The organism is Mucilaginibacter sp. GW821-FHT07H05 (assembly GCF_059418485.1).
This window is the reverse complement of the sequence record NZ_JBWKPY010000009.1, coordinates 58,223-73,633: the sequence shown is the minus strand read 5'-3', so window position 1 is coordinate 73,633 and position 15,411 is coordinate 58,223. Positions and strand designations below refer to the sequence as shown.

Sequence of the window (15,411 nt, the reverse complement as noted above, 5' to 3'; positions counted from 1 at the left end):
AATATACAACCTGCTGCCGAAAGTAAAATCACAATAAAAATATCCGATTATGAAAATTGTATTCTGCACAGCCATTATATTCTCCTTTCTTATTATCAGTTGCACCAATTCAGGTACCGGGAAAGCTAACAACCAACTGAACAGCTACAAGCCGGATACCGCTAAATTTACTAATGAATTAGCAAAAGAACTGGCGTCAAACCCGGATAGTTTTACTTACAAGCTGGAAAAGTATTTTGTTAAAAAAAACCGCGAATACTTGAATATTAATATTGAAAGGCAAAGCTTTAGAGCATCAGTTGCGGTATTGGTAAACAACTGGGATAAAATGAAAGGCATTAAACGTACCAAAGGCATAGGCTATTCGGGCGCCGAACTGAAAGGCCTGAAACTTACGCTTTCATCAGCCGGGCATACTGGTTTTGTATATCAGGACCTGGATCAGGTTATCGACTAAAAATCAACATTCATAAAAAAGAGGCGATACGTTTAAAACGTATCGCCTTTTTCATTTATATCTTCCGGACTATCCGTCTTTCCGACTTCCGGACTTGTATTTAACTCAATTTCCCTAATGCTTCTTTTATCCTTCTAACCGCCTCAATTAGTTTGTCCTCGGCAGCCGCGTATGATATACGGATAGATTTCGGATCGCCGAATGAATCGCCGCCTACGGTAGCTACGTGGCCTTCTTCCAGCAGGAAGATGCTCAGATCGTCCGAATCGTTAATGGTTTTGCCATTATAGCTTTTACCAAAAAACGAGGTTACATTCGGGAAAAAGTAAAACGCGCCTTCGGGCAGGTTTACGGTTAAACCGTCAATATCGCTTAACAGTTTGTAAACAATATCGCGGCGCTTTTCAAACTGCTCGCGCATTTGCAGTACCGAGGCTAAGCCACCCTCGTAAGCGGCCGTACCGGCGCGTTGAGTGATGGAGCAGGTGCCCGATGTAATTTGCCCCTGCATTTTATCGCAAGCTACAGCAATGGCTTTGTTAGAGGCCGTATAACCTATCCTCCAGCCTGTCATAGCGTAAGCCTTACTAAAGCCGTTAATAATGACCACACGGTCTTTAATACTGTCAAACTGGGCAATAGATTCGTGCCCGCCAATGAAGTTAATATGCTCGTAGATCTCGTCGCTCAGGATGTATATTTCCGGGTGTTTTTCAAATACTTTGGCCAGGCCTTCCAATTCGGCTTTGCTGTATACGCTGCCCGTTGGGTTACATGGCGACGAGAACATGAACAGTTTTGATTTTGGCGTAATGGCCGCTTCCAGTTGTTCTGGTGTTATCTTAAAGTTTTGCTCAACCGTGGTATCAATAAAAACGCTTTTACCTTCGGCCAGCTTAACCACTTCCGAGTAGGATACCCAGTAAGGCGTAGGGATAATCACCTCATCGCCGGGGTTTACCAAACACAATACCGCGTTGGCAATAGCCTGTTTGGCACCGGTAGAAACTACGATCTGGCTTGGATCATAATCCAGGTTATTTTCATCCTTCAGTTTTTTTGATATTGCTTTGCGCAGATCTGGATAACCCGCTACAGGGGTATAATAGGTAAAATTATCGTCCATGGCCTTCTTGGCCGCGTCCTTCACATGCTCGGGGGTATGGAAATCGGGTTCCCCGAAGCTTAAACTAATTACATCTACACCTTTAGCAGCTAACTCGCGGCCCATTTTGGCCATTTTTATGGTAGCCGATTCTGATAGGTTGTTAATCCGGTCACTTAATACGCTCATATCTTGAATTTTATTCTAATTGCGGCAAAGATAGTAAACAAGGTGAAAGGTAAAAGGAGAAAGGTAAAAGGTTAGGGTATAAAATCCACCTTCATGGCTTCCCCGCGTTAGGGATAGCAGTGGAAAGCCCACAGCGTGCGTGGGGTTGCGCCATGGCAAGGCGAGGACTTGTAACGGATAGCCCGGGCCGCAGGCAACGCCCTTGTTAGAGATTAGTTAATTGGAGATTAGAGATTTGTGTTACACTAACAAAACTAACCTACGATTAACTAATCTCTAATCACTTCACCAGTAAAGCAATGCCGGTGGTACTATTAACGTTTGTTCCCGCTTTTCACTGCAAGTCCTCATTACGCTGTGCTGCATTCCGGGCTTTCCGTTACAATCGGGTTTATTTTGAACGGCCCATCGCAAACAATTCCATTTTTAACGGTTATCCTTAAGGAATAAAACTAAATTTGCCGCACATATCCATCAGCTTTTGAACGATAAGAAAAACATCATCCTTGTAGCGCTAATTGTAAGCATAGTGCTTATGGCAGCTAAGTTTGCGGCCTATTTTATCACCTCATCAAACTTTGTGCTGACTGATGCCGCCGAAAGTATTGTGAACGTAATTGCCAGCGCCTTTGCCTTTTACAGCATCTATCTTACCTCGCAGCCAAAGGATATTAACCACCCTTACGGGCATGGCAAGGTGGAGTTTTTTTCGGTTTTTATTGAAGGCACACTCATCGGCATTGCAGGTATTGCTATCCTCATCAAATCAACCTACAGTATATTTTATCCTAACCAGATCCATCAGTTGCTAACCGGCGCCATTATTATTGGTGCAACCGGTGCCGTTAATGGCGGCCTGGGTTATTATATGATCAGTAAGGGTAAAAGCCTGCGCTCCATTACCTTAGAAGCCGACGGCAAACACCTGATAACCGATATGGTAACCAGCGGTGGTTTAGTATTGGGTTTGGCTCTTATTTATTTTACCAAATTATTATGGCTGGATAGTGTATTATCTATTGGTGTTGGTTTATATATTACATTTAGCGGATACAAACTGGTGCGCCGGTCGGTAGGTGGTTTGATGGACGAGGCTGATTTTGATTTGGTGAACAACGTGATCAGCATACTCAATGATAAGCGCAAACCCGAATGGATAGACGTACACAACCTGCGTGCCCAAAAATATGGGTCGGAGCTGCATATTGATTGCCACCTGACGCTGCCTAACTACTTCGACCTGAACCGCGTGCACGAGGAAGTGCGGCAGGTAGACCTGCTGATTAATAACGAGGCGCATATTAAAACCGAATTTTTTATCCATACCGATCCATGCCTGCCTTATTGCTGCCACTATTGCAGCATGCCCAACTGCCCTATCCGGGCCGAGGCTAAGCGGATAGATATCCCCTGGACCATGGTGAACCTGACACGCAACAAAAAACACTTTGAGTAATGTATAACTTTAACGTACGTGTATACGGCTTATTGATAAACGACCGCGACGAGGTTTTGCTAAGTGACGAGGAGGAATACGGCCATCGCTTTATCAAATTCCCCGGCGGTGGACTGGAATACGGCGAGGGTTTACTGGAAGGCCTGAAACGGGAATTTATAGAAGAATGCCGGGCCGAAGTAGAGATCGTCAGTCATTTTTATACTACGGATTTTTTTGTAAAATCGGCCTTTAACGATTCGCAGATCATCAGCGTTTATTATATAGTAAAAAATGTAAGTCCGCTTGATCTGTCGTTTAAAGTTATCCCTTACGATTTTGACGAACTGAGTGATATTATGCAGGCTTTCCGTTGGGTAAAGCTAAGTGAATTAACGGAGGATGATGTGACCTTCCCTACGGATAAACATGTGGTGAAGATGTTGAAAGAAAAATAACGCGCAATCGCTCGGCTCCAGCCGAGTGATGCTATTGCCCGGCCTCCGGCCGCAGTAATGCAGCATGTTTGAATTAAAACGGCCAGAGGCCGGGAAATAATTGTCACTCGGCTGGAGCCGGGCGACTGCAATCTTAACAATTAGGACAATGACCCTAACCGAACGCGACCGAAAAGTTATCTGGCATCCCTACACGCAGATGCAGACTGCCCTGCCGCCTATCCCCATTGTAAAGGGAGATGGCGCCCTGTTGTTTGATGAGAACGGCAAGGAGTATATCGACGCGGTATCATCCTGGTGGGTAAATATCCATGGGCATGCCAATAAATATATTGCCCAAAAGGTAGCCGAGCAATTGCTGCAACTGGAGCATGTCATCTTCGCCGGGTTTACGCATCAGCCCGCCATTGAGTTGGCCGAACGCCTGTTGGCCATTTTGCCAAACAACCAGGCTAAGGCTTTTTACTCGGATAACGGATCGACCGCAGTTGAGGTTGCTATAAAAATGTGCCTGCAATACTGGCATAACCAGGGCATTAAACGCCCTAAAATATTGGCATTTAAAAATGCCTACCACGGCGATACCTTTGGGGCTATGGCGGTGAGCGGACGCAGCGCTTTTACGGCGGCATTTGATAGTTTGCTGTTCGAGGTAGAGTTTATCGATCTGCCTGCGGCCGATAACATGAAGCAGATCAAATCCCGCATCTCCTACCTGCGCAGCGAACTGGCTTGCTTTATTTTCGAGCCGCTGGTACAAGGCTCGGCAGGGATGGTGATGTACGATGCTGCTTGCCTGAACGAAATAATGGAACACTGCAAAGCCGAAGGCATATTAACCATAGCCGACGAAGTGTTTACCGGCTTTGGCCGCACGGGCAAACCTTTCGCCTGTGATCATATCCGGGAACAGCCCGATATCATGTGCTTCAGCAAAGGGCTTACGGGGGGTACTATGGCTTTTGGTTTAACCACCTGCACGCAAAAAATATACGATGCCTTTTTATCGGAAGATAAAATGAAAACACTTTTTCACGGGCATTCGTATACGGCTAACCCGGTCGCCTGCGCGGCAGCTTTGGCCAGTTTAGATCTGTTTTTAGCACCCGAAACCGCTCTTAATATCAAGCGGATTGCCAATGCACATCAGGCTTTTGCAGCTAAAATAAAAGATCACCCCAAAATAAAAACTATCCGGCAAACCGGCACCATACTGGCAATGGAATGGCAGACGGGTGAAGGCACCTCCTACTTCAGTGCGTTACGGGATAAATTGTATAAATACTTTTTAGATGCCGGGATCATTTTGCGCCCGCTGGGTAATGTGATCTATATTTTACCGCCGTATTGCATTACTGATGCGCAGCTCAACTATATTTACAGCAAAATTGAACAAGCTTTAAGTGAAGTCGGAAAGATAAAGCAGTCGGAAAGTCCGGAAGACGGTAAGTCCGAAAGATATTAGTCCATAAAACGCAAGCATATCATCTTCCGGACTTTCGGTCTTTCCGACTTTCCGGACTAATTAAACCATCTTACGGACTTTCGGTCTTTCCGTCTTCCGGACTAATAAAATTATATGAGCACCCAATTACCATCCCTATTAAATACCATAGTTAATAACGATACACTGCATGCCCGCTGGTTAAATACGCTTTCGCTGATGGAGAACACCGGCGCGCGTAAAATCTCTGCCAGCGAGGACCCGCTTACGGTTACCTATATCATATTAAAGCACGCGGCCGAAGAGCACCGCCACGCTTTCTATTTAAAAAAACAGATCGAAAAGTTCCCCGACATTAGCTGCCCTACCTACGCGGGCGAATACTTGCTGGCCCCTGCTTACAGCAAATACTATTTGAACCAGTTAGATGTACAGGTTTGCCGTTATTTAAAATCAGAATTAAACTTAATCGGCGCGCAGCTACGCTTTGCCGCCTACCTGCTGGTAACTTATGCCATTGAGGTACGGGCCGATGAACTTTACCCTGTTTACCAGGATGTGCTGGACGCTGTAAAAAGCAAAGTGAACGTTAAATCCATCATCCTGGAAGAAGAAGGGCATCTGGAAGAAATGATTAACCAGTTAAAGCAATTCTCGCCCGAGTGGGAAAAACACGCGGCAGTTGCGGTAGAAATTGAAACAGGATTGTTTAATAACTGGATACAAGGATTGAGCGACGAATTAGCCCGGGCTTAACAGCTTGCAATATCCGATAAAAAGAGAAAGCCGCTTTGTTTAAAGCGGCTTTCTCTTTTTATCATATTTTTTATTGCATGGCTAATTATCTTTTGCCACCCAAAGCTTGCAAATCGCTCATGCTAATGCGGTCGAATCCTGCTGGTATACCAAATGTACCGGCCGGCGTTTTTTCTTCGCTAATGGCTTTAAATGTTACACTAACAGTGGTACCCATTTGGTAAGTAGTAAACTGTACCGGGAAACCACCTACTTTACTATAAAGATGGTTTATGCCATTATATGGTGTACTAATATCGTTGGTGATCCACACATCAAAACTGCTACCGCTTTTTGGGTCTTTAGCTACAACTTTCTTACAGTTAAAGCCGGCTATCTGCTTGGTTTCGGTTGTTGGTGTAAAAGCCAGTACAGGCATTGCTGCTTTACCATCCTCTATTTCGGCCGGGGTAGCAACCGCTGCCTTTTTCATGCCGGCAACTGGTACATCTACCAATACAGCCAGGTAATCACCGTCGCCTGCTGTTAAAATGCTGATTTTTGCCGGCCCGGCCTGTGATACCGTTACATTGCTATCTGCCTTAAAATAAGTTTTGGTGTCTGTGGCACCCTGCGGGCCGCTTACAGTATAGGTAATTACACCTTCTTTATAAACTTTTTGGGCTTTTGCCGTAATTGATGTTGCCAGCAAAGCTATGCCTGCGGCAACGGTTAATAGTTTTAATTTCATAATATAGTTGATCAATTAATTAACACGTGATATAACAAATATAAATATTTACGTGTTGTTATGCTATTCAGACTGGATAATTAACGATTTGTTACGTTTCAGCAGGTACATTTTTTTGTCATCTTTCTTAATTGCTGATTGTAAAAGGCTTAGGGTTTTATCGCTGTTGCCGGCATCTACTACCAGTGTTGTATAATCATATAACCGGTTAATTTTATTTGCACTGCCATGGGGATTACCGGTCACAAATAAATAATCGGCCTTTACTTTAAAGGGGAAATCAATTGGTGTGACCTGGCTTATAATTACCATATCCTTATCCAAAAATCGGACTAGTTGCCCACGCTTCGCCATAAAAGCGGTAACCGTATCCTTATTAAAGGGGATAACCGCCACATCCTTTACCCGGCCACTATCCAAACAAGGCTGAATGGAATAACGATAAACTTTATCTGTATCGGCTAAATCGGTAATCAATACAGCCTTGCTACCCTGCTTAAACAATATAGCCGAATGTTTCTTCAGATTAAAAAAAGTGATATTATCCGACCGCATTCCCGCTATCCTTTTTGCGCTAAGGCTGATAGATAAAATGAGTGTCAAACCCAAAACTATTTTTAACAGACCTGGCTTTTTATAATAACACAGGCCAAACACCAATATCATGATGGCGAATAACAACACACACTCGCCCCGGCTGATCCAGATCTTCCCCATAGATGCATAAGGTGATTGCTCGATGATATGCAAACCTTTATTCATTATCAGGATGGTATGTTCTAACACGTAAGCTACAGGCTTTATCAGTACAGGCGCTCCTGTTTGGGCAACCACCAGGTAAGTTATACCGGCACACATAATGATAAACGAAGGCAGCAGGATAAACAAATTACTCAGCAAAAAACAAACCGGGAACTGGTGAAAATAGTAGGCGCTCAGCGGAAAGGTAATGGACTGCGCTGCAATAGAAGCCGAACAATACAGCCACAGTTTATCCAGCCATTTATTTTCAATCTCCAGCCAATGATAAATTATAGGCTGAAAAACAATTAACCCGCCAACTGCCAGATAGGATAGTTGAAAACCCACATCGGTAATTAAAAAGGGGTCGGATAATAAAATAGCAAAAGCCGATACCCCCAGGATATTCAAACTGTTAATACGCCGGTTATACGTTTTACCAATAATGATCATGCTGATCATTACTGCAGCCCTGCACACCGCAGGCGATAATCCCGTAAGCAGTGCATAGTACCAGATTATCGCAATAGTCAGAACTGCTTTAAACACCCTCCCATGCCTCCATCTGTCCATAAAACCCAGCAGCCAGCCTATCATTAAAAATATAATAGCCACATGCGCCCCCGAAACCGACAATACATGGATAGTACCTGTTTTTGAATAAGCCTGCAAAATATCGTTATCCAGTTCGGCTTTGTAACCTAATATCAGGGTTGATGCCACCGCGATAGCTTCCGGACTGTGCAGGTGCTGCTTAAACTGCCTAACCAGTTTCTGCCGTAATTGCAGTGCATACGCAATGACCGGGTTACCTGCCCCCCTGTTAACTACCAACACATCCTGCGGATTAACAAAGGCCTGCATGTAGATATCCTGATGTGCCAGGTATTGCTGATAATTAAACTCGGCCGGGTTAAAGGGCGGATCGATGGGGTTATACTTAGCCGGGATCAGCAACTCATCGCCATAATTAACAGCCTGGGCATGGGCGCTATCGGTACGCATAATGAGTAACAGGGTACCGCTTAATCCGCGTTTAATACCTTTGTTATCGCCCTGTTCTGCAACTGCGGTAAAACGCAGGAAATTGTTTTTAAACTGTGGCTCGCTGTTTACTTTTACCAGTAGCATATCCGCGGGATATCTGGCAAAATATGTATCACGGTTGCGGCTATCGTAATTAAGTACGCATGCTGCACCAGCCAATACCAGCAAAATATGTGATAAGATACCCCCTACCCATTTAGTTTTGTGCAGCTTGGTTTGCTGATAAAACAAGTTCAGGGCAATAAAGCCCGCTAATAAAATGAAAAAGGAAATGATGATCAGCGCCTGATATCCGGCCGTATTAAAGGTTAAGGTCAGCGCTATCCCCGCCAGGAAAGGGAGCAGATAAACAACAAAAGGGATCTCGCCTTTATGGCTGGCTAACATGGTGACAGGTTATGCCCATAAAATTAAGAGATTAATTAGAAAAGGCAAAATAACTTGTCATTGCGAGCGATAGCGTGGACAACCGACCAAAGGGAGTTCATTAATTCCTTTGAAACCAAATACACCATTAATAATCCCGTTGTAAGTATTTCGGCGATGCATAGTTACGGGATTGCCACGTCGCGCCTGCGCACAATCGCCCGACTGCTCCTCGCAATGACAGGATGTTAGTATCACCACTACATTTGCTCGCGCACCTCCAGTAAAAACTTTTTCAGGTTTTCCAGGGTGTTAATTACGTTTTGGGTGTCTTTGGTATCGCCGATATTATTTTTCAGATGGTCCTTAGCGCCGTTGAGCGTATACCCCTTATCGCGGATAAGGTGGAAGATGATCTTCAGGTTCTCCACATCTTCGGGGGTGAAATAGCGATTGCCTTTCTTATTTTTTTTGGGCTGCAAAATATCAAACTCGCGCTCGTAATACCTGATGAGCGACTGGTTCACATCAAACATGGCCGATACTTCGCCCATGGTATAATACATTTTGCTAATCTCCCTTTCTTTATAAGGCATACGCAAATGTAAAGCATAATTTCCAAATTGCATACGCTCATTTTTTGATATCATCATATATCATTAGTCTATAGTAATTGCCTGCATAAAGGCTTAAATAATATCATAAATACAACCTTCAGCTATGCGTTGTGGATATTTTAATATACATTAAACCTTTAAATGCCGTTAAATGTATTTTAAACACATATTTTTGTTATCTAAATTTTTTTTTAATAAAAAAACAATTTAGATTAGCTTAAACAAACAATAAACCTCAACTATTTAAAGGAGTAACTTAAAATGAAAAAATTTACGGAAGTGAAGAACCTGATCGCATCGCTGGAAGCGGATGCCGAAAAATTTTACAGCAAAGGCAACAGTGCCGCCGGTACGCGTGTGCGTAAAGGTATGCAGGACTTGAAAAACTTAGCCCAGGCTATACGTTTAGAGGTTCAGGAAGCTAAAAACAAAGCGTAACCCGAAAAGATCCGCTTTACCAGATATAAAAAAACCGGCTTAAATGGGAGCCGGTTTTTTTGTCTTTATAATATCCGCTTGTTTTAGGCAAGCATTTTTTGCGCTCCTATTTTTTGGGTTTCGCTGATGATGGCGCCGGCGGTTTTGCTGCTTACCTGCACCAACGGCAATCGTACCACATCGCCGCAGATCTCCAACTGTTTCAACGCGGTTTTTACACCGGCCGGGCTGCCTTCGCAAAACATCAGGCGGGTAAACTCAACCAGGCTTAAATGCAGTTTGTTGGCAGCCTGATAATCGCCCTGAAGGCACAGGCGCACCATATCTGACGATGGCCTTGGCAACGCGTTGCCCACAACCGAAATATGCCCTACTGCACCCATAGCTATCATAGGCAGGGTAATGGCATCATCGCCCGATATCAGCATAAAATCCTGGGGCTTATCGCGCAGGATCTGACTGAAGATATCAAAATTGCCCGAAGCTTCCTTAATACCAATAATGTTTTTAAAACCATGTGCCAGGCGCAGGGTAGTTTCGGCGCTGATGGTGCTGCCGGTACGGCTGGGTACGTTATATAATATAATGGGTAGTGTCGCATTTTCGGCAATAGCCTGGTAATGCTGGTAAATACCCTCCTGGGTAGGCTTATTATAATGCGGACTGGCCGACAGGATAGCATCGTAACCCGTAATGTTAAAGTTACGCACCTGTTCTACCACCTCGTAAGTGTTATTACCGGCTATACCGGCTACCAGGGGCACACGCTTATTTACGGTTTCGGCAGTAAACTCAAATACCTTCTGTTTCTCGGTGGCGTTTAAGGTCGCGCTTTCGCCCGTGGTACCAAGGGATACCAGGTAATCTACACCGCCATCAATTAAATGGTTGATCAGGGTTTTTAAACCCGTGTAATCAACCTGTCCGTCTGCCTGAAAAGGGGTTACCATAGCTACCCCGGTTCCGTAAAATCTGTTCATTAGCGTAATAAAGCTGCTAAGATAGGAATTAGTGAGGAAGTGCGAAAGTGCATAAGCATAAAGGACAGGAAATTGTAATGTGCGCGTTCGGGCATGCTCCAACTATGAACACCTGAATGCGGCAAGTTTTAACCGGGAAACTAATAGCTGATCACTATTTCACCGGGCCCGTTAGCCACAACCCTATCTTTTACATTTACAAATCCATGGAATACCAGTTTCAGTTGATTAAACCTGGATACAAACTTTCCGGCTACAGCCGATAAACTGATCTTGCCGCCACGAGGGTCGAAACTAATGGTGCGTTTATAATAGGCCTCCTGCTGATAGGCATAACTCACACCGTCGTCCTCATAATAGATGAATGATGATGGCTGCTTACTATTCCAGATATGGATCTGCAGGATACCATCGCCGGGTTCGCCTGTGTTTTGGATGACGTTTTGCATCGGAATAATAGCCCCGGCTTTTATAAATACCGGCAGATCGGTCAGCGGTGCATCCGCTTTGATCGCTTTATTGCCCGTGTATTTTTTATCGGTATTAAAACGATACCACTCGCCGGCTGGAAGATAAACTTTGGCAGTCCGCTCCAGGCTTGCTACGGGTGCAACCAGCATGTTATCGCCAAACATAAACTGGTTTTGATAGATATGATCGTACACATGTTCATCAAAGCTGTAGGCAATGGCCAATGTACGGCAAACCGGCAGGCCACTTTGGTGCGCCTGGTAGAACGACGAATAGATATAAGGCAGCAAGCGGTACCTTAGCTCGATATCCTTTTTAATAATCCGCTCGTTTTGTTTGCCCCAGCGCCAGGGCTCGCGCAGGGCGGTACCCAGCATAGAGTGGTTACGGAACATGGGCGTATATACCCCCAGCGAATTCCAGCGCACCATCAGTTCGGGTGTGGGGTTGCCGCTGAAGCCGCCAATATCTACCCCCGTAAATGCTACGCCGGTAATACCCAAACTGTTTACCAAACGGCAGCCTAACAGCATGTGCGCATCGTTAGCCGTATTATCGCCCGTCCACACGGCCGAGTAACGCTGAATGCCGCTATAAGCCGCGCGGGTAAGCACAAAGGGGCGCTTACCTTTTAACAGATGCTTAGTACCATTGTAAGTAGCCCGGCTCATTTGCATGCCATAGGCATTACGTACTTCGGGCATAAAATGCCCGCCAAATTTAACGATGTTGGGGATGTTTTGCCCCCAGGCCGCCGGCTCGTTCATATCGTTCCAAAAACCGGCTACTCCAGGTTCGGTTAGCGCGCTGAAGGATCTGCCCCACCAATCGCGCACTTCGGGGTTAAAAAAATCGGGGAAATGGCAGCGCCCGGGCCAAACCTCGCCGGTGTAGTTTTCGCCATCGGGATAAGTGGCAAAGTAATTATTGGCTATACCTTCGTCATATTGCTGGTAACCTTCTTCTATTTTAATGCCGGGGTCTACAATGGTCACCAGTTTAAAACCCATCTCTTTCAATTCATCCAGCAATGCTTTAGGGTTGGCAAAGGTTTTTTTATCCCAGGTGAAGATCTTGTAGCCGTCCATATAATCTATATCGCAATACAGCACATCGGCAGGGATTTTATGCTTGCGGAAGGTTTTGGCAAGGTCCAGCAGTTCGGCAGCGCTCATATAACTCCAGCGGCATTGCTGGTAACCCAGGCTCCATAGCGGGGGCATTTCCATACGACCGGTTAACCAGGTATAGTCTTTAATAATATCTGCTACGGTTTGTGCCCCAAAGAAATAGTAATTCAGGTCTCCCCCATCGGCGCCCAGCCAATATATGTGATGATCGGTACTGGCGCCAAAATCAAAAAACGAACGGTGGGTATTATCAAGGAACAAGCCATAGGTTAACCCGCCGCGCAAGCCCACAAAAAACGGGAAGGTTTTATATAGCGGGTCTGATTTGGGATGATAGTCTACCGCGTCGGTATTCCAGTTTACGTAGCTGCTTCCCCGCCTGTCCATGTTGCCGGTCTTTTCGCCCAGGCCGATAAAACGCTCGCCCGAAAACATTTTGCGATAGTTAGTTACCGTTTCGCCTTGCCAGATGGTACCAAAACGCTCCTCGTCGCCACTTAATAAAACACCGTCGGGTGTGTAGAAGTTAAAACGCAACGGGGCTTTAGTGATCCGCAGTTCCAGCTGACCGGTATGGATAGATACCTCATCGGCCGATTCATCATACCTGATATTCCCCTCGGCCTGCTGGATCACGGCGAAGGAATGATCATCGGCAAAGCTTTTACTGATGTTTACCCTGATAATGGTTGGCGAGTACACCCAAACCCGGGCTTCGGCATTTGGGGTTTTGATAAGGATGTAATTATCCCGCGGACTGATATGCTGTGTATTTCCGGCTAATTCTATCTGCATACCTAAAAGAACAGGCCCGGCAGTGATTGGTTTGGAAAAATGAGTGGTCGACATTTTTAGCGCCGGGAAAAGCAAGACTTAATACCTAATAGCTGCAAGGCAGGCCATCATGTAGATGAAAGGCTGCTATTTGTATACCAAAGGAGCAAAACCGCACATATCGCGATTTTACAGGTGTTATAGCTAATTATAGTACTTAGGTATACTTATACCGCGGGATGGTCTATTAGACAAAATTGGTGTTAAATAAAACTGTTGCTTTGGACATTGAAACAAATCAACAAACACAAATTAAAAAATCAAAACATTTAAATAACATGAAAACTTCAATCAAATCAGCCATCCTTTTTTCAGCTATCGCTTTATTATCAACCGGCGCTTTTGCATCAAACAAAATCAAAACCGATACCCTTAGCAACGAGATTACCGCTTCGGTTAGTTACTACGATAATACCTGCGGTGTAGATTTAAGCATTGATAAAGCCACCCAGGGCAATTCGATGGTGACCATTTATGATGCCGATGGAAATGTAGTACTGAGCGATCAGTTTACAGTGGATACTGATACCATTAATAAGAGTTATTTATTAACCGGCCTTACTGATGGCGATTATACGATTGAAGTAGCAACCGGCACCGAAGTTACCACCCATACCATACAACTGAACAGCGAAACAGCTGAACAAGCCTTTGCTTTTTAATATTTGCTCCCCTAATAATTTAAAAAAAATCCCGCCTTGTGCGGGATTTTTTGGTTTTATGCTAGTGCTATATTAAAGTCAGCCCGGTCAATTGCCGCGGAGGGCTGTTACTTTTTTTCTTGATAAAAAAAGTAACCAAAAAAATCAAGTCAAAAAAAAGCTTCCGCCCGCCCTGCTGTGGCAACTCCTCGCCGGAGGCGGTTGCCACAGGCATTCCCGCCAACGCGGGCCCGCTTTTTTGACAGGCCCCCGCTCCTGATCGGCCTCCGGCCGATTGGATTTGCTGCGTTTCTCACTCCCGACAGCGGTGAGGCTTCCGGAAAGATCGGGCAAAACGATGCTGGCTTGTGGGAGGAAAGGGGAAAGCGAATTTGCCTGAAGCGTGGACTTGCGCGAGCGAGAGCAGGGGCAAATTCTTGCGGCCCGTGGTTTTGCTCGATGCGAGCAAAGGCCTGTGCGGCAAAGGAAGCATGTCCGCTGTCTTGATTTTTGGTTACTTTTTATCAAGAAAAAGTAACAGCCCTCCGCAGCAATTGAGCGGACTGACGTTGATATGTGATGCAGAAACCCCTCCCTGCCACTACGCAGACTGCCGCACCCCTTGCTCCGCCGCTAAAGCTAAGGCGCACGCGGCCCAGGGGAGGGAACTGGATTGTGCCAGTTGCCTAATGACCCCATGATGCGCAGCTCAATAACAGCGCAGCGAATGACCAATGACGCATAGCGGAAATAACTATACATCATCTACCAAACCCTAAAACCCATAGATGAAAGCCCCGATTTAATATATCAACGCCCAAAAATGGGCCTAAAACCCCATTTTTTGGTAAAATAGTGCGTTTTGGGGTGTTGGTCGACTTATACCCGAAGGTGGTCTATTAGATATTTTCAGGTGAAATATTAGTTGTTCTTTTGATCATTGAAATAAACGAACAAAAAAATATTAATCACAAAAAAATTTAAATATCATGAAAACTTCAATCAAATCTTCAGCCTTATTAGTAGTATTAGCTTTATTAAGCACAGGTGTTTTTGCAGCCGGCAAAAAAGACAAAATCGAAAAAGACAAAATCGAAACTGCCGCCAGCAATAAAAAAGACGTTGTATTATTCACTGCCCTGTCACAGGATCGTGGCGTAGGTGTGATCATCCACAAAGCAGCCGCCGGTAAATCAGCCGTAGCCATTTTAGATGCCGATGGCAAAGCCATTATGAAAGATATATTAGCCAACAACAGCGACGACGTATTGAAAGGCTATGTATTAACCAATTTAGATAACGGTAAATACACCATCAAAGTAACTTCGAACAAGGTGGAAACCAACAGAGTTGTACATGTTTACACCGACGAGAAAAACCAAAAATCTTTCTTCTTTGAAATGTAATAGTTTATAGTTAGTAATAGTTAAAGTTTAGTTAAATGGAAAAATCCCGCACGAGGCGGGATTTTTTGTGTTTATACCACATCACAACTCACCACCATGTCATTGCGAGGAGCAGTGGGGAATGGTGCTGATGGGGCGACGTGGCAATCTCATAGGCAGCTCCGTG

The 15,411-nt window shown here is 44.9% G+C and carries 14 protein-coding genes; 8 read left to right on the top strand and 6 right to left on the bottom strand.

Annotated features, from left to right (window positions below):
* The first annotated feature begins 49 nt into the window (after positions 1 to 49).
* The gene (locus AC07M6_RS22255) at positions 50 to 457 is read left to right on the top strand and encodes a hypothetical protein (RefSeq protein ID WP_494893303.1); all 408 of its coding nucleotides are present in this window, start codon (positions 50 to 52) and stop codon (positions 455 to 457) included.
* Between the two features lie 100 nt (positions 458 to 557).
* Here the strand turns inward: AC07M6_RS22255 and AC07M6_RS22250 are convergent, their stop codons facing one another.
* Positions 558 to 1,751 (bottom strand): pyridoxal phosphate-dependent aminotransferase, encoded by a 1,194-nt coding sequence (locus AC07M6_RS22250; protein ID WP_494893301.1) that lies wholly within the window; start codon positions 1,749 to 1,751, stop codon positions 558 to 560.
* A gap of 481 nt (positions 1,752 to 2,232) precedes the next feature.
* On the opposite strand from AC07M6_RS22250, the gene AC07M6_RS22245 reads away from it, so the two are divergent.
* The 4 genes from AC07M6_RS22245 to AC07M6_RS22230 all read left to right on the top strand — a co-directional run bounded on the left by AC07M6_RS22245 (position 2,233) and on the right by AC07M6_RS22230 (position 5,844).
* On the top strand, positions 2,233 to 3,207 hold the full coding sequence (locus AC07M6_RS22245; protein ID WP_494893299.1) for a cation diffusion facilitator family transporter: 975 nt from the start codon (positions 2,233 to 2,235) through the stop codon (positions 3,205 to 3,207).
* Positions 3,207 to 3,644, top strand: a complete 438-nt coding sequence (locus AC07M6_RS22240; RefSeq protein ID WP_494893297.1) for an NUDIX domain-containing protein — start codon at positions 3,207 to 3,209, stop codon at positions 3,642 to 3,644. Before AC07M6_RS22245 ends, AC07M6_RS22240 begins: the two co-directional genes overlap by 1 nt.
* Positions 3,645 to 3,792: 148 nt before the next feature.
* Complete coding sequence (gene bioA, locus AC07M6_RS22235) at positions 3,793 to 5,109, top strand: adenosylmethionine--8-amino-7-oxononanoate transaminase (protein WP_494893295.1); 1,317 nt, start codon at positions 3,793 to 3,795, stop codon at positions 5,107 to 5,109.
* 114 nt (positions 5,110 to 5,223) lie between these two features.
* Positions 5,224 to 5,844, top strand: coding sequence for a hypothetical protein (locus tag AC07M6_RS22230; RefSeq protein WP_494893293.1), 621 nt, complete (start codon positions 5,224 to 5,226; stop codon positions 5,842 to 5,844).
* 85 nt (positions 5,845 to 5,929) lie between these two features.
* Here AC07M6_RS22230 and AC07M6_RS22225 read toward each other — a convergent pair whose 3' ends face one another.
* The 3 genes from AC07M6_RS22225 to AC07M6_RS22215 all read right to left on the bottom strand — a co-directional run bounded on the left by AC07M6_RS22225 (position 5,930) and on the right by AC07M6_RS22215 (position 9,324).
* The gene (locus AC07M6_RS22225) at positions 5,930 to 6,574 is read right to left on the bottom strand and encodes a hypothetical protein (RefSeq protein ID WP_494893291.1); all 645 of its coding nucleotides are present in this window, start codon (positions 6,572 to 6,574) and stop codon (positions 5,930 to 5,932) included.
* A 63-nt stretch (positions 6,575 to 6,637) separates the two neighbouring features.
* Entirely contained in the window at positions 6,638 to 8,749 is a 2,112-nt protein-coding gene (locus tag AC07M6_RS22220) for a ComEC/Rec2 family competence protein (RefSeq protein WP_494893289.1), read from the bottom strand.
* A gap of 239 nt (positions 8,750 to 8,988) precedes the next feature.
* Entirely contained in the window at positions 8,989 to 9,324 is a 336-nt protein-coding gene (locus AC07M6_RS22215) for a MerR family transcriptional regulator (protein WP_494893773.1), read from the bottom strand.
* A gap of 282 nt (positions 9,325 to 9,606) precedes the next feature.
* On the opposite strand from AC07M6_RS22215, the gene AC07M6_RS22210 reads away from it, so the two are divergent.
* Positions 9,607 to 9,783, top strand: coding sequence for a BF3379 family histone-like protein (locus AC07M6_RS22210; protein ID WP_494893288.1), 177 nt, complete (start codon positions 9,607 to 9,609; stop codon positions 9,781 to 9,783).
* 83 nt (positions 9,784 to 9,866) lie between these two features.
* On the opposite strand, the gene dapA is transcribed toward AC07M6_RS22210, so the two are convergent.
* Both dapA and AC07M6_RS22200 read right to left on the bottom strand, forming a co-directional pair.
* The gene (dapA, locus tag AC07M6_RS22205; RefSeq protein WP_494893286.1) at positions 9,867 to 10,763 is read right to left on the bottom strand and encodes a 4-hydroxy-tetrahydrodipicolinate synthase; all 897 of its coding nucleotides are present in this window, start codon (positions 10,761 to 10,763) and stop codon (positions 9,867 to 9,869) included.
* 140 nt (positions 10,764 to 10,903) lie between these two features.
* Entirely contained in the window at positions 10,904 to 13,213 is a 2,310-nt protein-coding gene (locus AC07M6_RS22200) for a glycoside hydrolase family 31 protein (protein ID WP_494893284.1), read from the bottom strand.
* Positions 13,214 to 13,476: 263 nt separating this feature from the next.
* Here AC07M6_RS22200 and AC07M6_RS22195 point away from each other — a divergent pair, with 263 nt between their 5' ends.
* Together AC07M6_RS22195 and AC07M6_RS22190 are read left to right on the top strand one after the other, a co-directional pair.
* Complete coding sequence (locus AC07M6_RS22195; protein WP_494893282.1) at positions 13,477 to 13,860, top strand: T9SS type A sorting domain-containing protein; 384 nt, start codon at positions 13,477 to 13,479, stop codon at positions 13,858 to 13,860.
* 968 nt (positions 13,861 to 14,828) lie between these two features.
* On the top strand, positions 14,829 to 15,245 hold the full coding sequence (locus AC07M6_RS22190; RefSeq protein ID WP_494893281.1) for a hypothetical protein: 417 nt from the start codon (positions 14,829 to 14,831) through the stop codon (positions 15,243 to 15,245).
* The last annotated feature ends 166 nt before the right edge of the window (positions 15,246 to 15,411 follow it).